13 protein-coding genes and 2 pseudogenes are annotated in these 19,725 nt (G+C 36.9%); 3 read left to right on the top strand and 12 right to left on the bottom strand.

The window, feature by feature from the left end; all coding sequences use genetic code 11:
* Positions 1 to 39: 39 nt before the first annotated feature.
* The 3 genes and pseudogenes from BUA89_RS22180 to BUA89_RS23595 all read right to left on the bottom strand — a co-directional run.
* A complete protein-coding gene (locus BUA89_RS22180; RefSeq protein ID WP_072964131.1) occupies positions 40 to 1,965 on the bottom strand; it encodes a type VI secretion system Vgr family protein in 1,926 nt (641 codons plus the stop codon).
* Between the two features lie 1,094 nt (positions 1,966 to 3,059).
* Positions 3,060 to 3,245 (bottom strand): annotated as a pseudogene (locus BUA89_RS23590) (IS982 family transposase); the annotation flags it as partial.
* Positions 3,237 to 3,436: pseudogene (locus tag BUA89_RS23595) on the bottom strand (IS982 family transposase); the annotation flags it as partial. The pseudogenes BUA89_RS23590 and BUA89_RS23595, both read right to left, overlap by 9 nt.
* 198 nt (positions 3,437 to 3,634) lie before the next feature.
* On the opposite strand from BUA89_RS23595, the gene BUA89_RS22190 reads away from it, so the two are divergent.
* A complete protein-coding gene (locus tag BUA89_RS22190) occupies positions 3,635 to 4,864 on the top strand; it encodes a YaiO family outer membrane beta-barrel protein (RefSeq protein ID WP_072964133.1) in 1,230 nt (409 codons plus the stop codon).
* A 5-nt stretch (positions 4,865 to 4,869) separates the two neighbouring features.
* On the opposite strand, the gene BUA89_RS22195 is transcribed toward BUA89_RS22190, so the two are convergent.
* The 5 genes from BUA89_RS22195 to BUA89_RS22215 all read right to left on the bottom strand — a co-directional run bounded on the left by BUA89_RS22195 (position 4,870) and on the right by BUA89_RS22215 (position 14,470).
* Entirely contained in the window at positions 4,870 to 8,295 is a 3,426-nt protein-coding gene (locus tag BUA89_RS22195; protein WP_072964135.1) for a sulfatase-like hydrolase/transferase, read from the bottom strand.
* A complete protein-coding gene (locus tag BUA89_RS22200; RefSeq protein WP_143152425.1) occupies positions 8,289 to 9,353 on the bottom strand; it encodes a HEAT repeat domain-containing protein in 1,065 nt (354 codons plus the stop codon). Before BUA89_RS22200 ends, BUA89_RS22195 begins: the two co-directional genes overlap by 7 nt.
* A gap of 5 nt (positions 9,354 to 9,358) precedes the next feature.
* Positions 9,359 to 9,715, bottom strand: a complete 357-nt coding sequence (locus tag BUA89_RS22205; RefSeq protein ID WP_072964138.1) for a response regulator transcription factor — start codon at positions 9,713 to 9,715, stop codon at positions 9,359 to 9,361.
* Positions 9,716 to 9,726: 11 nt separating this feature from the next.
* A complete protein-coding gene (locus BUA89_RS22210; RefSeq protein ID WP_072964140.1) occupies positions 9,727 to 13,638 on the bottom strand; it encodes a response regulator in 3,912 nt (1,303 codons plus the stop codon).
* A 349-nt stretch (positions 13,639 to 13,987) separates the two neighbouring features.
* Positions 13,988 to 14,470, bottom strand: a complete 483-nt coding sequence (locus BUA89_RS22215) for a winged helix-turn-helix transcriptional regulator (RefSeq protein WP_228420673.1) — start codon at positions 14,468 to 14,470, stop codon at positions 13,988 to 13,990.
* Positions 14,471 to 14,497: 27 nt separating this feature from the next.
* On the opposite strand from BUA89_RS22215, the gene BUA89_RS22220 reads away from it, so the two are divergent.
* Positions 14,498 to 15,289 (top strand): SDR family oxidoreductase, encoded by a 792-nt coding sequence (locus BUA89_RS22220; RefSeq protein ID WP_072964142.1) that lies wholly within the window; start codon positions 14,498 to 14,500, stop codon positions 15,287 to 15,289.
* A gap of 25 nt (positions 15,290 to 15,314) precedes the next feature.
* Positions 15,315 to 15,632, top strand: a complete 318-nt coding sequence (locus BUA89_RS22225) for a nuclear transport factor 2 family protein (protein WP_072964144.1) — start codon at positions 15,315 to 15,317, stop codon at positions 15,630 to 15,632.
* A 165-nt stretch (positions 15,633 to 15,797) separates the two neighbouring features.
* Here the strand turns inward: BUA89_RS22225 and BUA89_RS22230 are convergent, their stop codons facing one another.
* From BUA89_RS22230 to BUA89_RS22250, 4 genes are all read right to left on the bottom strand, one after another.
* A complete protein-coding gene (locus tag BUA89_RS22230; protein WP_072964146.1) occupies positions 15,798 to 17,375 on the bottom strand; it encodes a Na+/H+ antiporter in 1,578 nt (525 codons plus the stop codon).
* A gap of 83 nt (positions 17,376 to 17,458) precedes the next feature.
* Positions 17,459 to 17,992: a dihydrofolate reductase family protein gene (locus tag BUA89_RS22235; protein WP_072964148.1), complete on the bottom strand. Its 534-nt coding sequence runs from the start codon at positions 17,990 to 17,992 to the stop codon at positions 17,459 to 17,461.
* Between the two features lie 289 nt (positions 17,993 to 18,281).
* A complete protein-coding gene (locus tag BUA89_RS22245; protein ID WP_072964152.1) occupies positions 18,282 to 19,274 on the bottom strand; it encodes a YhdH/YhfP family quinone oxidoreductase in 993 nt (330 codons plus the stop codon).
* 20 nt (positions 19,275 to 19,294) lie between these two features.
* Positions 19,295 to 19,725, bottom strand: a 431-nt coding sequence (locus tag BUA89_RS22250) for an acetolactate decarboxylase (RefSeq protein WP_143152426.1), incomplete at its 5' end; no start/stop codon positions are given.

The raw sequence follows: 19,725 nt of genomic DNA on the forward strand, positions 1-19,725 counted from the left end.
TTTTTTAAGCTCTACTTAAATTTTTAAGCTTTCATTTAACTAATGAGAATTTCCCTGCTCTCCGCTTTGGGATTTTACGGTTTTTTCGCTTTGTAAAATCATATTTTCTTTAGTACTTACAACTGTAACTTTTTCAGCATAAGAATCGCTTTTCTTAGCCTGAATATTTCTCTCGTTTTCGGAAATTTCAGATCTCATATCAGAAGATTCATGGATATTACCTGTGGCGGTCTGCATTAAATCTTTTCCGGCTGTATCAATCATATTGACTCCCGCATTGGAGACAATATTTACATTGGCCGTGGCAAACATGCTGTTCCCTGCGATTGAAGTAATGTCTTTGCCTGCTGTCATCTTAATGTTGTTGCCTGCAGTAAAAGTCATATCATTAGGGGCGTTAACGGCAATATTACCTTTACCGTCCATATAATAAGTATTTCCACTTGGGTCTTCAATAAAAATACTTCCCTCTTCATCATTAAAGATCACCTTATTCCCGCTACGGGTCTGGATTGATTTGATATGGTTGTTTACTCCACCGCCAAGTGCCACACCTCCATGAAACATTCCTCCCATGGCAAAAGGAAAGTCTGGATGATGGTATTCAAAGCCTACCATTACCTGGTCACCAACTTCGGGGATGGCTACAAAACCTCTGTTTTGAGTTATTACATCAGTACCACCGGCATCAGGGCTCATCATTCTGATGAAATGAGTGGTATCGTTCAGTTGCCAGTCGAAGCGAACCTGTATTCTTCCCTGATTTAATGGATCGGTATTAGATATTACTGTTGCTATTTGTGGCTCAGCAATAGGAACTGTAAATTCCGGTTTCGGCAAAAAGCCCGTACCTTCTGCGATTGCTTCAAAAGATCCGGTGTAAATCCCTCGGGTATTTACCTCGTGAGAAACTTCGGTAATCATCAATTTGGTGAAATAAGAAGTTTGATTGCTATCTGGCTTTCTCATTTCTAAATCTGCAAGACATCCAGGATATAAAAAAGGAACCGAGGTTTCTCCGGAAACTGTAAATACTTCCACGGCAGCACTTCCTGCAGCACTTTTTTGAGATTCATCTAAATCAACAGACAGATTTGCGTTTAGAGGTGCTGAAACAAGCGATTTGGAAATGAAAATATTATTGTTCAATTCGTATGCATTATTGGCAAGCTCACCTGGATTTTTTATTTCAGCTATAGCACTTTTAAACGAAACATGATCACTGCTGTTATAGCTAAAATATTCCGGTTTTGTATGGAGGGCTTTTATCTCTACTGAAATATCAGAGACATTGCTTCCGTACACTAATTTGATAGCATGCTCATTGGGCGGCAATTTTCCAAAGTGAAGCACTTCGCCATCATAATAAAACTGTTCACCATAGGCCTCTGCCAATCTTGCCAAATAATTGTAATGGGTTTCTTTATATTGTGCACTATAGTTGATGTAGCTTCTATTTTGAGCATTAATTTTGTGATCAAATTTATAAGATGCTAAAGTTTCTTTAATGACTTTCTCTGCAATAATAGAGGTATTAACAGGTCTTTCTCCACCAAAACTTTGGGTATGCGGAGCAGAATCCATAAGAATAGTAGGGCTGAAACCTTTTAGAATCACATTTCCGAGACTCATATTTTCCTGGCTGTAAGCTACCTTTGTAATGACACCCACGAAAATTCTTTCCGGGCCTTCGCTTTCTGCATCTTTGTATTTAAAAACAACCGTTAAGCGTTTTCCCAAGAATTTTTGGGCGTCCTGTAAATCGTGATTTTGTCTGTTTCCTATGGAGTCATGAGCCAAGGTTAGCTCAAACTGATGATGTTTTATGACACTTTGTGCGAGTTTAAAGTGCTTAAAGTGTTTTATAATTTTTCCTTCAATCACAATATCCAGATGTACCACACGCTGAATTCCAGCAATTTGATGTTCTGCAATCTTTTGTGCATTTGTGCTAATATTTTTCATAATGTGTTTTGGGTGTCGTTATAAAGATAAAATTAAAAAAGTTTTGTGGTACCTGTACAATAATTCCAAAGAAATTGAAAAATTGTCGTAGAACTACGATCGAGTAATGCCAATTACCTTATGAGTAGTTAAGAAGTTAAAATTATTTTTTGTACTAACTAATTATTTTAATTTATTGAAAATCTAAACATTATTGTATTCCAGCAGATTTAAAAAACGAAGTTGTTTAAACTTTTAATGTTTTAATTAATCTTCAACAAAATGCTAAAAAGTGCAGATTCTTCAAGGTAATATCCAACGTTTAAATCTTATCAGCCCTTAAAGCCGTCTAACCAAGCATTTTACTGCTTTATTTTAAATCTGTTTTCGTACAATTTTTCATCAAAACAGTAATCAGTATATACTGTTTTTCCATTTCGGAAATTTAATGTTCCCCACTATTTCCTGCCTGTCTAATTTCTGTCTTAAATTTTCACTGTCGAATCCCGAATCTGCATTTAAAAAAAGGCCTTTTTAGAGATTTCTGCTTCTGATAAAATTTCAACAATCTCGCCCATACATCTTCTATTTCATGTAGATCGTGATGATTTCCACCGCTGGAATTTCCCATCGAGAGCATTTAACCATCACTGTCACAAAGAAAAAATCATATTACCGGTTTTCGCAGATTTCATGCTTTGATATCCCGTTGATTCTCCGTCCATTCTGCATCGGGTTTGGCTTTCGTCAAGTTGTACACACTACATATCCAACAATCTCCCATTACGATTCAAAAGATGAACCCAAATATCTCTGAAACTGCCGTCCTTGATCAATTTATTAAAAAGATAATACACATTTTGCCAGCTTATTTTTCTTCTCCGAAATAATATTTTACAGAAGTTTCACTCCACTGGCAGCCGGTTTCAAACATCTTATGATCGTTTGAATTATTTTTATCCGGTCAAACTTCTTAGAAAAGCCTCTTTTTCCTTTCCTTAGATGGTAAAATCCATTTCACTATTTTATCTTTGCTGATGAGTTACAGATTATTGTTTTTTTTTAATTGCAATCCAAAATTGCTAATTTTCTTGAAACTTTCTTTCTAAATAAGTTTAAACAACTTCAATACTTACTTTTAAATTATTTATATTAAGTAAACTTTGTTAATAAATTGTAAAACGGTTAATGCTTTTATTTTAGCTAATAATCTGGGTTTAAATCCTCCAAAACTTTTTGCGTAATTACGCCAATCATAAATCGGTCGCAAAGTTGTGAGAAAAAGTCTCAATTCTTTTGCGTTGATTATAGACACTTCGATCTATTTTTGCATAAGTGTATCGGGTAGATGACGAAACAGATGGTTTTCACTATCAATCCCCATAAATTAGCGGTTAGCACAAAACTAACTAATTCCAAATCTTTATTTTCGGTACTCGTTTTTGATAAGACAGAAGATTTTCAGTTGATACTTTCTTAAAACTTCCAAGATTCTTTCTTAACTCGATCACAATGTTCTCAATTTCAATTTTTTGAATCAAAAATAATTTACCTATTTTCAATCAAATGAACAACTTATTCTTTTTATTCATAATGCACAACGAGTAATAACTTTATAATATTAGAAAATAATATCTTCTAAACTTGTAAAAGTTCAATATATTTGTTTAATATCATTCAGCTAATTTCAATGAGAAGACATTTTGGATTTTTGCTATTATTAATACTTCCCTTTCAGGCGTACAGTCAGGATCTTTCGGCAGACGAACTATTTGCGAAAGCCAGAACTACAGCATTCGAAGAAAAAGACTATTCCAAATCGATAGAGATCGCAAAACAGGCTTTGCAAAAAGCACCCGATTATACAGACATATCCGTTTTTTTAGGGAGATTATACACATGGAACAAAGATACAGCTGCAGCCAGAGCTGTTTTCCAAAAACTTTCTGATAAAAATGTTCAGGACGAAGATTATTTTATTGCGTATGCATCTTTGGAATACTGGAATGATGACAATATGAAGGCGGTAGAAATTATTGATAAAGGACTTACCTATCATCCTCAGTCTGAAGCGCTCTGGCTCCTAAAGGCAAAAGCATATTACGCTGGTAAAGAATACACAGAAGCCGAAAAAGCGGTTAAAAATCTTTTAGCGATTAATCCAAAGAATACGGAAGCCAACAACCTTGCGGTAAAAATTAGTGACTTCATATCTAAAAATGCTATAAATATTACCTACAACTATTCGCATTTTGATAAACAGTTTACTGATGACTGGCATATTGTAGGGGTAGGATACAAAAGGGTGACTCCCATCGGATCTTTTATTGTAAGAGCTAATTATGCAAATAAGTTTGCTGAAAACGGCACTCAGATTGAGCTGGAAGCCTATCCAAGATTATCTAAGATATTTTATCTTTACGTAGGTGGGGCCTATTCTAATAATGTTGGCATTTTCCCAAATTACCGCACCGGAGTTTCTTTGAATGCCAATCTTCCGCACAGTTTTGAAGCAGAAATCGGCTACAGACAGCTTTATTTCAGCAATAATATCTGGATGTACACGGCTTCAGTAGGAAAATATTACAAAAACTTCTGGTTTAATATCCGAACTTACCTTACGCCTGATAATAAAAATATTTCCCATTCTTATACGGGAACAGTTCGCTATTACACAAAAAGTGCGCAGGATTATTTTGCTTTTCAGATCGGCACGGGAATCAGTCCTGAAGAATCCCGAAACAATCTTCTGGAAAACGAAACCTTTAAGCTTAAAACTTTTAAAATAGGCGGCGAATACAATTTCTCGATTAAAAGAAATCTGTTTTCAGTCGGAACCATGTACTACAATCAGGAATACAGACCGAATGAAAAAGGAAATCAATTTGACATTACGTTGGGATATACCCGAAAGTTTTAATCCATTTATTTGACTTCTTTTTTCATAAAATGAGTGTATACGGAATCGGGGATCAGTTTTTTAGTCTGATAAAATTTAGAATTCATTCTTTTAAACTGATCAAAACGACCGCTGACCATTTTGAAAATCTTAGAGTTGTTCAGAACCTCTTCGTCCGAATTATTTAATACGAAAAGGTTTCCATCATGCAAATAATACTTTTCTGAAACGAAATCCGTTAAAAGACTCTTACTCTGCATAATCGGAATATCATTTTTATTGATCTCGGAATCCGGAGAAAGCCCTTTACCTATCCACGCTACCGTAGACGGAGTGTGCAGGTTGTAATTTTTTCGATAATATGCTAAAATAGAAGGTGCGATATCAAAATGGCTTACTGTTTTCTGGAATCTTTTCGGCTCTTTCAATAAAGGCGAATAAATCATCATCGGTACATGGAATCTGTCTATTTTAGACTGAAGAAGAATCTCCGGCATGCTGTGATCTCCCGTGATGAAGAAAATAGTTTTGGCAAAATCCGGTCTTTTACTGTAATTTTCGAAAAAGTTTTTCAAAGCATCATCCGCATTTAACACAGCGACCAATTGTTTTTTATATCCTGCGGCCCATTTCTTCTGTTCGGAGGTCAAAACATTGGATTTCATTCTTTCATCATATACCTTTTCATAATAATCTTTATTATTAATTAAAAAAGGCTGATGCGTAGAAAGTGTGAGAATCATGTTAAAATATGGTTGTGTCTGAACCTTCTGTTTTTCAAGCATTTTTCTGAATACGGCCTGATCTTCGTAGCCCCAGCTTTCATTATCATCATTTACAGGAAGCCTGCGGTAAGAGGCGCCATAAGAAGCGATATCCACAATATTATTTACTCTATTATATTCCAAATATTCTCTGTATCCGTCAAAAACAAGATTTCCACCGTAGTAAAAGCCCGTTTCGAAGCCGTTTGATTTTAGTACATTGAAAAGATTAAAATGATCAGGCGTTTCTTTAATCTCAAGGAAACCATTTTTTCCGAAAGGTAAAGATCCTGTAAGTGAAGGCAGTGCAGCAAAAGTTCTGCCGGCAGAGCTCAGTGCATTTTCCCAAAAAAGACTTTTTTGGGAAAGAGAATTTAGAAAAGGGGTGAAATTCCCGCTGTAGCCTTTAGGTGATGTATAAGCATGGCCAAAACCTTCCAAAACCACAAATACAAGATTAGGAGTTTCTTCAGACTTATTCAGATACTGACCCAGAAAATCCTGTGTATCTTCTTTTCTCCAGAAAGGATAGTTCTCATTCAGCATATTGCTGTTGGCTCCAAAGCCTTCTTCATCATTAAGGAATTCTGTAATTTCAGGATGATTGGTGATGAAATTTTCTTCATTGGCTTTAAAAAAATAAGCCCATTTGCTTTTGGCAGCGCTTTGATTAAATTCATTTAAATTATTTAATCCTAAAACATCTGTGGGAACAAAAAAAGCAATCAGTCCTAATGATAAAAAGCCGATTCCCGGATAAATAGATTTGAAACCCGAACGCCCCGACATAAATAAGGGAACTAATGATATTGCCAATAAAATTGCCAATAACGCGTAATTTTTTATAGTAAGCATTCCGCTTGCCTGAAGGATCTGTTTCAGTTCTGCCTTGCTGTAATAGATAAGATCTGCACCAAGCAAATTTCCAGATTCTGAAAAATACAGAAACAGAAGATAATGCACAACAACCACTAATCCACAACTGATTATGGCTAACGTTTTTGCCCAGCTTTCCTTGATGAAATTCAGGATAAGATAGATAATGCCGAAACCAAACATCAATTCAAACATAAAAAGTACATTACCCAGAAAAAGTGATCCGGCAATAGCAGATGAATCTACTTTTGTAAAGACAAACCGATACCAAAGCCACTCGGCAGTGATTCCCAAGAGGAAAAGAATGCTGAATACTGTTGCTAAAGCACCCCATTTTCTAAGCCGGTTTTTCAAAATTGCCCAGATCTTTTCTTTTAAAGGTAAATTCTTTGTGCTCTGGCTGAAGCCCTGTCTTGTCATCTCTCCCCAGCCATGAGATTTTTTAAAATAATCTATAAATCCATTCACTCCTGCCCTCACGGTAATCGGATGAAAGTAAAAAGGCTCCGAAAAAGCAGTGATAATTAGAGAAAGAAAATCTTTTCTCTTGCTATACACCTGATGGCTTACCATATCTACCAAAATTCCGTACACGGAATACAGAAAGCCCATAGAAATTACCAATGCGAATAAAATGAAAAAGAAAGACCAATTGATGATTCCTAAAAGAAGAAAAATGATAAAAACAATATAGCCTGAAAATTCTACCAAAGGACCCAAAAACTCAAAAAAGAACCAATACGGAATGCTTATCATCCCGAGCTTTTTGTATTTAGGATTCAGCATCAGCTTTCGATGTTTCCATAGCGTTTCTATAGTACCGCGCATCCATCGGTTTCTCTGTTTTTTCAGGATATCTTTAGTTTCCGGAACTTCTGTCCAGCAAAGAGGATCGGGAATGGTAATCACTTCGTAAGGCTCCTTACGTTCTTCCATGTACCGTCTCATTCTTACTACAAGTTCCATATCTTCGCCCACGGTACTTTTATCATAACCGCCACATTCCAGCACTATTTTCCGGTCAAAAACACCAAATGCACCTGAGATCAGGATTAATCCTGAAGCACGCGACCACGCCATTCTTCCCAATACAAAAGCCCTTATATATTCCAGTGCCTGTGTCCTTCCCAATAATGTTTTCGGCATATTTACACTAACAACTTTTCCGTCCTCGATGACGCAGTTGTTGGCAAGACGGATCACTCCTCCACAGGCAATAACTTTTTTCTCGGTCTGTTCCAGAAAGGGCTTTGCCAGTTTAAGAATTGCATCCTGCTCAAGAATACAGTCTACATCAATACACACGAGATAGTCTCCCGAAGAAACATTAATTCCCACATTTAAGGCATCTGCCTTTCCACCATTTTCTTTATCAACACAAATCAGTTTTTTAAAAGCCGGATTTTTACTTTTATAGATTCCCCTGATTTTGTTGGTTTCAATTTTTCCCTGCACAAAATAAGATATACATTCCAGATCGTAGGCTTCAATCAGCTTCTGCATAGAATCATCCTTGCTTCCATCATTAATGATGATAATTTCAAGGTTATGGTAATAAAGGGAAAGCAGAGATCTTACGTTTTCTACAATAGTCATTCCTTCATTGTAAGCCGGAGCCAGAAGACTAAAAACTGGAGCATCGGGATTGGAAGCAATGATGCTGTAGTCTGTAAATACATTTTCTTTTTTATACCGTAAAACCGCTCCAAATGCATAAACACCTATCCAGCCGTAAATAATGGCAACAGCCGCTCCATACAGGAGATAAAGCCAGATGACCGTTTCGTAGGCAATGTGTGAAAATTCTAACATACTTTTTCCTGCAGTGCGTATTTAACAATTTGAATTAATTCTTCCGACAATTCTTCCTGACCGGAAAGCTCCGATAAATATCCACTATATCCCAATTCGTAAAGTGCCTGAGCGGCATTAACCTTTATTCCAGAAGTATTGCCCTCGAAAAGCTCTTTCTTCAGCAAATCTGTACAGCAGTGATCTTTCGACCACTTTATGACACGAAGGATTTCAACCCGAACATCGTCCGGCTGCTCATTGTATATTGTAGAAAGGTAGGCAACCGTTTCAGGATTTTCGAGTGACATTAGGGTCTGTATGGCTTTTATCCTAATCTCCACAGAAGATGTGCTGAGCAATTCTTTAATTTTAGAATAAAAAGAAAGAAGCTGAAACTTTTTTATTAATTTAAGGGTAAAAATCACTACCGAATCATTGGTGCTTTCAAGCCACTTTCCTATTGCAAAATCAGCATCTGGCGGTAAAGAAGAAATGGAAAGAAGCAGCCTCAGCTGTTGCCATTCTGATATCTTTGCTGAAAGAATATCTAAGAAATATAGACCTTCAAAACCTTTCAGCCTTACCATCGCATATTGAGCCTCCAGATAAACCTGATAGGAAGGATGAGACAAAAACAGAGAAATCTTGGGTACCGCCTCTTTCTGATCCATTACCGCAAGCTCACCAATTCCCTGTGCTATCAGATGGAGTTTTTTCTGACTGAGCTTATCCATTGCAACATCACGGAGACTGTATTCTTTAAATAAATCTCTGATTTTATTTTTTGCAGCTCCCGAAAACTTTTTTTCTGAATCGACTAACCTTTGAAGAAAGAGATTCCTGAAAGGTTTTCTTAAAGCCAGAATATTAAATTGAGGATTAACCGGCATTTCATCTTTATCATAGACTATGGCATCAGATATTTTCTGGTTAATAATACCCGACCAAGTCGTTGTTCTTGCAGATTGTTTATATTCAACAAAATTATAAATAAGCACCACCATTACCAAGACCATTACCAGGGACAGCATTACCATAAAGACAATAAAAAGAAAATGTACCGAAGAAATTAGCATATATTCTATTTTGGAATGAATCTTTTAATTCTCAGCATTAATTCATTAGGGCTAAATGGTTTTACAATAAAATCTGAGGCTCCGAGATCAAAAGCGTTAAGCACCACCTCTTCCTGCCCCATACTTGAAAGCATGATCACCGGAATCTGTTTTCCCATCGACTGTATTGCAGAAAGAATCTCAATTCCTGAAGCAAAAGGCATCATAATATCGGTAATTGCCAGATCAACATCTTTTTCTTTTAAGGTTTCGATGGCTTCTTTACCATTGCGGGTTAAAATAACTTCATGCCCTTCTTTTAATAATTTATGCTCAATTGTTTTGAGAATCAGTTCGTCATCTTCGGCAATCAAAATTAACATAGCTTTTGATTTTATTGTATTAAACTTTTTATTATATCCAATCCTATTGTGATCTCTTCTTTTATTTCTTTCTCCATGGCTGAAAAATCTATATTTTCATCAGCTTTTTTCTCCCATTTCAATGCACATTCTGAAAGTCTGAAAAGACCCGCAGTTCCGGCAGTTCCTTTAAGCTTGTGAAGAATCATTTTGGCATCGGCTGTATTTTTTTCTGCCACCACATTCCCAATATTATCCTTTGTCTGGATCAGCTCGTTAATCACAAGATTTAAAAATATTTCTTTAAAATCTTCATCACCACCAGTCTGGTCGTTCAGCATATCCATATCGATGTATTTCTCCTTTACTCCTCCAGATTCTTCAATTATATCTTTATCTTCTTCAACAGCAATATATTTTTTGAGCATTTCTGAGAGATCTGATTGTCTGAGAGGTTTTGGAAGAAAATCATTCATTCCCGAGTCTATACATTTTTCTTTTTCTCCCAACACGTTTCCGGCTGTAACACCAATGATGGGTACATCTTTATATCCCGGTAAGAGACGAATCTGCCGCGTAGCCTCAATACCGTTCATTACAGGCATCTGCACATCCATCAGTATAATAGAGAAATTCTTATTCTTGCATGCTTCCAGTGCTTCAAGACCATTGACAGCTTCCGTTAAATTTGCATCGGGCACAAGAGATTTCATCATTCTGTTATTCAGAATCATATTTACAGGATTATCGTCTACCAAAAGAACATCAAGCTCTTTCATAAAAAGGAACTGGTCTTTTTCAGAATGCTTTTTAACAAGAACTTCTGTTACGCTACTCTGTGCAACACGTTTGAGTGTTTTATACAAATCATCAGATTTTATGGGCTTTAAGAGAAAATAAGAATTGTCTTCTTTACGGAAAGAATTAATGACATCGTGCTCCTCCGAAGAAGTGTGAAGAATTACCAATGGTGCAGTCTCATTTCGTTCTTTAAACAATGTCCTGATCTTCTCAATTGTTTCCAGACCGGAAATCACCGGCATATGATAATCCATCAGGATGACATCGAAACGTTCTCCTTTCAGCAGTATCTGTAAAGCTTCCATTCCGTTGGAAGCCAAGGTAGCTTCTATATTTTTATAGGTAAGCATATGCTGAAGAATAACTCTGTTGGCTTCATTATCATCCACCACCAGCACTTTCTTTATCGTGAGATCATCATCTTCTCTTATTTCTGATATTTCGTAAGGAATTTCAATGTCGAAGAAAAACACAGAACCTTTTTCAGGGGTGCTGATCAGCGACAGCTGACTTCCCATATAGCCCAGAATATTGTTTGATATGGTAAGACCAAGACCGGTTCCTCCATAACGTTTGCTGATGGAACTGTTTTCCTGAGTAAAAGCATCAAAAATATGCTTCTGTTTTTCGACAGGGATGCCTATTCCCGTATCTCTTACAGAAAACCGCAGAGTAATATTTTGACTATCCATACGAAGCTTTTCGACTTTCAGCTCAATCTCGCCCTCTTGTGTAAATTTAACGGCATTACCGAGAAGGTTGATAAGGATTTGCTTTAATCTGGATTCATCGAGTAACAGTGCTTTCGGAAGTCCGGGTTCTATATTAAGAAGAAGCTCTATATCTTTTTTCTGAGACTGGTACAGAATGACATTAATAACCTGGCTCACCATATCATAAACATCGCTTTTCTCTATCAGAAGATCCATTTTACCGGATTCTATTTTAGAAAAATCCAGAATATCATTAATAATACTGAGAAGATTTTCCCCGGATTCATTAATATAGTTAAGATATTGATTCTGAATTTCATTGAGTGGAGTTCTTAAAAGAAGATCAGAGAATCCTATGATTCCGTTTAAAGGAGTCCGGATTTCATGGCTCATATTCGCAAGAAACTCTGATTTTGCCTTGCTTGCGGTATCAGCGGTTTTTTTTGCATTTTTAAGCTCTTCATTAATATGTACAGCGTTGGTAATATTCTGTACAGACACAATGACCCCTCCTATTTCATTATCCGAAAGATACCAAGGGCCCACCTTAAGATCAAAATGCTGTATTTCTTCCTTACCATCAATACTGATTGCAAAATCTTCATTAATGTAAGTTTTTCCCTGCAAAGCCGCACGATAAATTTCTTTTCGTTCTTCAGGAACATTGGGAGATATTACAAAAAGATTCTTTCCGATAATATCCTTTTCATTCATGTTGAAATCATCTCTCCATTTACTGCTTACAGAAATATAATTAAGATCTTTATCAAACATCGCCACAGCAACCGGAACATACGTAACAAACGACTGCATCATCGCTTCATTTTTGGTAATTTCAAGGAACATTTTTTTGAAAACATCTATATCCTGAATAATACCAAAAACCCTGTTGCAGACTCCATTTTCGAACTCCGGAATTGCTTTCACCCTTACCCAGATCATAACGCCGTCGTTACGGATAAGCTGAAATTCCTCATCGTACGGAATTCCCTCTGTCACCGCTCTGTTGAATAAGAATCTTACCCTTTCCCTGCTTTCTTCTTCATAGAAACCGATAGCATTTTCGAAATTCGGCTGAAAATTATCTTTTATTTTATGAATCTCTTTTGTACTTTGAGACCAGAACACCGTGTTTTTTACAAGATTGACTTCCCAGCCGCCTACCTGTGCTACCGAGCTGGTCTGCTCCAACATTTTCTTAGTATATATCAAATCCTTTTCAAGAGTCATCCTTTCGGTGACATTCAGTGCTGTGCTTACAACATAAGGTTTACCCTCCTCATCCAGCTCAACAAGGTTATGATACATCCAAATAAGTTCTTCCCCTTCTTTGGTTTTCAGAATCATATTTCCAAAATCCTCTCCGTTCTTTTTGATGCGCTCCAGATATTGTTCTAAAGCCGGCCAGTTCTGTTCGGGAACCAGATCTTTAAGATTAAGATCTTTAACCTCATTCTCAGAATAATGCAATGTTTCTCTTCCTTTTTCATTAACAGCCAGAATATTGCCTTCCATATCATGCATACTCATCAAACCGATGGCATTTTCAAAGAAACTCCTGAAACGTCTTTCGGAGCTTTCCAACTGACGTTTCTCTTCCGTTTGCTCAGTAATATTGATTCCGAAGCAGAAAATCTCAGAAAGTTCCTTATTGGGTTTCAATACCCATTCTACAATCACAGAACTGCCGTCTTCAATGATTGTAGAGGTAGTAAAAGATACTTCGTTGGAACTTTTCGGAAAACCTTTAAGCTTTGAAAGTTGTTCGTTATTGTCTTCGCCGAAAATCTGGCTGAAACCGAGCCCGAACGCATCTTCTTTTTGTAAAGAGAATATTTTTTCGACTACGGGATTGAAATCTTTAAGTTTCAATTCTTCATCCAAAACACAGATCAGATTATTGGATATATTAAAGAGCTGCTGAAAATATTCTGCATAAATGGTCTTTCTCTTAGCCGTTAAAAGCTTACCAATAACATCTGCAAGCTTTTTAAGTGCTGTAATCTGACTGTCTGTTATAGTTCTGGGTTTATAGTCAATCACACAGATTGTTCCCAGCGCAAAACCTTCGTCATCAATAAATGGTATCCCTGCATAAAACCGTATTCCTCCTTCAAGAATTAAAGGGTTGTTTCTGGATCTGTCATCCAGCAGGGTATCATTAATGATCACAACCTCTCCGCTTGCTATTGAATACTGGCAAACCGTATTTTCTCTTTCTACAGAATCGATCTCCATGCCTATACAACTTTGGATAGTCTGTGTCTCGCTTTCCATGATCGAAATTAGAGATGCGGGACAATCGGCGATAAGACATGCGGTTTCTACAAAAACATCAAATTGAGGGTCTTTGCCAAAATTCAGGAGATCGAAAAATTCTAATTTTTTCAATCTTCCTATCTCATTATCAGGAATGATATACTTTGTCATAATAACGACTAAAATATTTAAAATAAAATAAATATCATTACAATATTTTTAAAAATATTTTTTTAAAAAAATGATTTTATCGATACTGCAAAATTACAAATATTATATATCACTACTTATAGAAAATTTACTTAAAGTAATTTCTTTAAGTCATTTGCTTATTCAAAAAAAATTATCAAATCATAGAATTAAACAGAAGTAACATCAGAAATAAATACAAATTATTCATTTTTAATAATTTATATAAAAATCAAATCTCAGAAACGAACACAGAGGTGTTTTTTGTATAAAATAAGAGAAATCTCAGAAAAAAATAATCTCGATTGAATAAAGTATCGCAAAGAGAACTTTAATCTTCCTCCGGATCCACCGATCCCTGGATTCTCTTTAAAATTAAGGTTCTTAACCGTTCTTCATGCTGATCTCCCCACTGTCCCAAAGCGCCTACAACTGGGATCAGACTTTCACCAAACTCAGTTAAGCTATATTCTACTTTTGGGGGTACAACAGGGTAGATTTTCTTCGTAACCAACTCATGATCTTCCAACTCTTTTAGCTGGATATTTAAAACTCTTCGCGATGCATCAGGAATTTTACGCTGTAATTCGCTCGGTCTTTTATGTCCCTGATTGATAAACCAAAGAAGACGGATTTTCCATTTGCCGTACAGCACTTCACCGATCAGGTCAAGACCACAATTCAGATTCGGAATTATTTTTCTCTCATACATAATGTAAAAGTAAGCGTATGTTCCGATTTGTGCAATAGGGGAATAATTTATCCCTATATGAATCGTAATTCCGTACTTGTATGAACTGTTTTTATACCCCAATTTTGTCCTATAAAACAAATCTAAAAAATGGAACAATTTAATTACAACAATGAGTTATCAGGCAAAATTGCATTGGTAACAGGAGGTACGAAAGGAGCAGGAAAAGCCATTGCAGACAGACTGCTACAGGCTGGCGCAACGGTTATTATTACCGCAAGAAATGCCCCTGAACAAGAAAACAGCAATCTGCATTTCATTTCAGCAGATCTGAGTACAGCAGAAGGCACCCAAAAAGTAATCAGCGAAGTGCTTTCGGGCTACGGAAGACTGGATATTCTGGTTAACAACCTTGGGGGATCATCTACTCCTGCAGGCGGGTTTGCCGTGCTTAATGATCAAGATTGGGAATCAACACTACAGGCTAATCTTTTGGCTCCGGTTCGGCTGGACAGGGGATTTTTACCGCAAATGATCGAGCGAAAAACGGGTGTTATTATTCACATCGCTTCTATCCAAGGTAAACTGCCTCTATACGATTCTACTTTGCCTTACGCAGCTGCAAAAGCAGCACTGAGAAACTACAGCAAAAGCTTATCAAACGAAGTTACGCCTAAAGGTGTTCGTGTACTGGCGGTTTCTCCAGGATGGATCAATACCACAGCATCGGAAGCCTGGCTGGGTGAAATTGCAAGAAATTCGAACAGTACGGTAGAAGAAGCGCAACAGGGCGTAATGGATGCATTGGGAGGAATTCCTTTCGGAAGACCTGCTGAGCCTGCCGAAGTTGCAGAATTTGTAGGCTTTCTGGTTTCACCAAGAGCCAGCTATTTAACAGGAACAGAATATGTAATCGATGGCGGAACCGTACCAACCATTTAATAATCATTAAAAAAAAATAGAAAATATGAACTTACCAAATGTAATCAGCGAGTTAGTAAAAACACAGAATAATTTTGATAGTGCTGCTTATGCACAATGTTTTGCAGAAACAGCCGTAGTTTTTGATGAAGGCAAAACCCATACAGGGAAAAAAGAAATCGAACAATGGATCGACAAATCCAACAAAGATTATAAAGCGACTATGGAACCTGTAGATTATGATGAAAAAGAAAATATTTTATCAGCAAAAATTTCAGGAACATTTCCGGGCAGTCCGATTATTTTAAAATTTCATTTTGAAATTGCGGACGGAAAAATCCAGCACTTAAAAGTGACAGAATAAAATACACAAAAATGTATTTCTAAAACCTGATGGTATAAGTCTGAGAATCGTTTATCAGAAAACTTTTCTCTGAAAATAAGGATCGACAATATCAAAAAAAGTCCGTTCACGAGTGGTGAGACGGACTCTTTTTATTCAAAAACTTAAAATAATATTACAACGAAATTAACCTTTCATATTCAGTCTTTCTTCCTGCAAATCCAATAGTCTCAGGTGCTTCCTGATAATATTTTCATCCAGTAAAAGTTCTTCGCGGTTTTTGTTGATAAGCCAGCTTCTTTGAGCGTCGAGTATGTCAATATAAATACGTCTGTATTCCTCATAATTCAGAATGATTTCAGAACTGCTCAACTGGTTTTCGTATTTCTGCAATTGATCTTTCAAAGCCGGAAAACTTTCTATTTTGTCTGCATAATCACTTCGGATTTTATCAATGGCTACTTTTGCCAGATTGTTTAGAATTTCATAATCGATCTCTTTTGCACTTCTTATGAAATCCCTGTCTACCGGCGGAAATCTTTTAAGTAAAAAAGGAAGAGTAAGTCCCTGTAAAAGCAGCGTCAACAGAATCACGATAAAAGTAATAAAAAGGATCATATTTCTTTGTGGGAACGGAGAGCCGTCATCTAAAGTCAAGGGAATGGAAAGCGCTGCCGCTAAAGAAACTACCCCTCTCATCCCGGTCCATCCAATAATTAAAGGAGTCTGCCATCCTGGTGACTGCGGATCGGCAACAGTAATAAAATTTCTCATCACTAGGGTTGTAATGAGTGCCCCATACCCAGCTAAAATCCTGACAATAATAAGCACTACGGTGACTGCAATTCCGTAACCGATGGCAGTGTAAATATCTGTTTCGCCCAATCCTGAAACAATTTCCGGCAGGTCTAAACCGATCAGCATGAAAACAATCCCGTTCAACAGGAAACAAAAACTTTCCCAAACCGTTACCGTACGTATTCGCGACGCACTGCTTAAAAAATCATGACTGCGGTAAGAAAGAAACAACCCACCAGTAACCACTGCCAAAACTCCGGACGCATGAAGCTGTTCTGCCGCCAAATACATGGAGAATGGTGCAATAAAGGTCAGCAGTATATCTATATTGGCGTCAGTAGGCAATATTTTATGCATTTTCAAAAAAACATACGCAATACAAAGTCCGATTCCCAAACCTCCGAAGCACATCCATACAAAACTTCCGGCTGCTTCATGCCAGACAAACTGTCCGGTTGCAGCAGCAATCATTGCAAACCTGAAAATGATCAACGAAGAAGCATCATTCAGCAAACTTTCACCCTCAAGAATGGAAGCCAGCCTTTTCGGAACTTTTACAAACTTTAAAATTGCTCCGGCGCTCACTGCATCCGGTGGCGAAACAATACCACCCAGCAAAAAACCAAGAGCCAGAGAAAATCCCGGAATAAAATAATTGGCAAAAACAGCAACTGAGAGTGCCGTAAAGAAAACGACTACGAAAGCAAAGCTGAAGATAATCCTGCGCCATCGCCACAGTTCTTTCCAAGAGGTTGACCATGCCGCTTCATACAGTAACGGAGGCAAAAAAATGATAAATAATAATTCGGGTTCTATCTTAATAGGTGGTACTCCGGGAATAAAACTTATGACTAGTCCTGCCAAAACCAGTAAAACCGGATATGCAACTTTAATCTTATTAGCCAGCATGATGAGCATCGTAATTAAGAAAACCAGGAAAAGATAAAATTCAAAGTCTTTAAGCATGTACAAAATTTTAGATACTAAAATATATATTAAATTCTTAAAAATTTTACACTTCTACGGAATTTTCCCTCTTAGAAAATTAATTATTTTCTTCGTTCATATTTCAGCTGTACCAATCCTGTTTCAAATGTTTTTGCTGTAATGAATTCAAGCGCCTGTTCCGGTCTTCCGTCTTTAAAAAGCCTTGTTCCGCCACCTAATAAAATCGGGATCACCGAAATTGTAAACTCGTCGATCAGATAATGTTTCAATAGCTCATTTATAATTTGGGCACCACCGTCACAATATATATTTTTTCCTTCTTCGGACTTTAGATGGTTGATTAATTCTGTTATATCTCCTGTATAGAAAGTCGTTCTGCCCACTTTTTGTCTTTCAGTTCTTGTGATAACGTAAATATCCCGCTGACCATTGTCATAATGAGATGGGCCGATTTCTTTAAGTACATAATCATAGGTTTTTCTGCCGATTATTACTGTATCAATTTGGGAAGTAAAGTCCGCGTAACCGTAATCTTCCCCTTCTTTTTCTACAATTTTCAAAAAACTCAGGTCATCGTTTGGTTTTGCTATGTAGCCATCTAAACTCATAGCAATGAAAAGTGATAATTTTCGCATTGATTTTAATTTTAATATTTCTGCAAATTTACTTTTACTCAACTACCTGTACTTTGTAAAAATGCGACAAATTAAAGTAAATAAGATTTTTAATAGATTTTCCAAAATGATAAGAGCTTTTCAATTCTTGTTTAATTTAGCTCTAATCAAATCATCTGTAAGAGTGTTCGAAGATGTGCTGGTTAAGGTCACAAATTTTTAAAATGGCGCCAACAGTCTTCAGTTGGCGCCATTTTTAGTAATAATTTATTGGATTACCAATTAATACAAAATTAAAACGATTATAATCTTAAAGTTTCACCACCGCTCTCCCCTGCATTTTCCCACTGTGTATTCTATCAATATATTCGGGCAGTTCTTCAAGACTTATTATTTTTGCTAAATCGTTGAGCTGTTGAGGTTTCCAATCAGTTCCCAGATTTTTCCATACAGGAATTCTCTTTTCCAAGGGAATTTCCACACTGTCAATTCCGATGAGTTGAATTCCTTTAAGAATAAAAGGAAAAACGGTTGTATTAAGTTCCCCACCGCCTACCATTCCGCAGGTTGTCGCCACTCCTTCATAATGGAGACTTTTGATTAAAGTTGCCAAAATATTTCCTCCCACTGTATCAATAGCCGCCGAAAAATGGGGTTTAAGCAACGCTTTACCGCTTTTATCTTCAAAATCCTGTCTTGAAATAATCTCAGCTGCACCCAACGATTTCAAAAAAGGAATTGCTTCTTCTTTTGAGCTGATTGCCGTCACCTGAAATCCTAATTTTGCTAAAATAGCAACTGCCACCGAACCGACTCCTCCGGTAGATCCACTAACTGCAACAGTTCCTTTTTCTGGCGTGATTCCATTGCGAAGCAATGCCTGGACAGAAAGACCTGCAGTAAAACCAGCAGTACCATAAATCATCGCTTCTTTAGCTGTAAGACCTTCCGGTAGTTTAATAATCCAGCTTTCAGGAACAACAATGTACTGCCCGAATCCTCCGTTGGTATTCATTCCCAAATCAAAACCTGTTACCAACACCTGATCTCCACTTTTCCAGAGTGACGAAGAGGAAACTTCAACCGTTCCCGCGGCATCAATTCCCGGAGTGTGGGGATAGTTTCTTGTCACCCCTTTGTTTCCTTTGGCAGATAATGCATCTTTGTAATTCAGAGAACTGTATTCGACTCTTATCAATACTTTCCCATCAGGAATATCCTCAATTTGCTTTTCTACAATTGTTGAGCTGTACGTGCCATCTTCCTGCTCTGCAGTTTCTAACGCCGGATATGTTTTTGCCATAATAATTATTTTATATAAAGTTAGTAAATAGCAGAAGATTCTTTACCTTGAAACTTCAACTGACGGAAGCGATTGTTTTCACGTAGTAATTCGATATCATAACCGCTTTTTTCATTAAGATAAATTCTAATTTCCGCGTTTACAAGATTTCCCGACATCAGATGCCCCGCAAATTTTCTATCATCCGAAATAAAATGAAAATGAAACGGTGAAAGATCAACGTTACTTAATAAAGATGGCGTAAAATAACCCACCATTGTTCCTTTAACATTTTTTGCCTTGTACTGAGGTCTCACTTTCATTAATGTTGCAAGCTCAGTCGTATCTTCCGGAGAAACGGGATCTGCACCTCCCAAAGTGATCTCTGCCCAAGTTCCCTCAATTTTGATCGCATAAGGTACATTTTGAGTGGTCAATAACGACTGAACTTTATCTTGTAATTCCTCGAAAC

The sequence above is a fragment of the Chryseobacterium arachidis genome (assembly GCF_900129245.1).
Lineage (GTDB): Bacteria > Bacteroidota > Bacteroidia > Flavobacteriales > Weeksellaceae > Chryseobacterium > Chryseobacterium arachidis.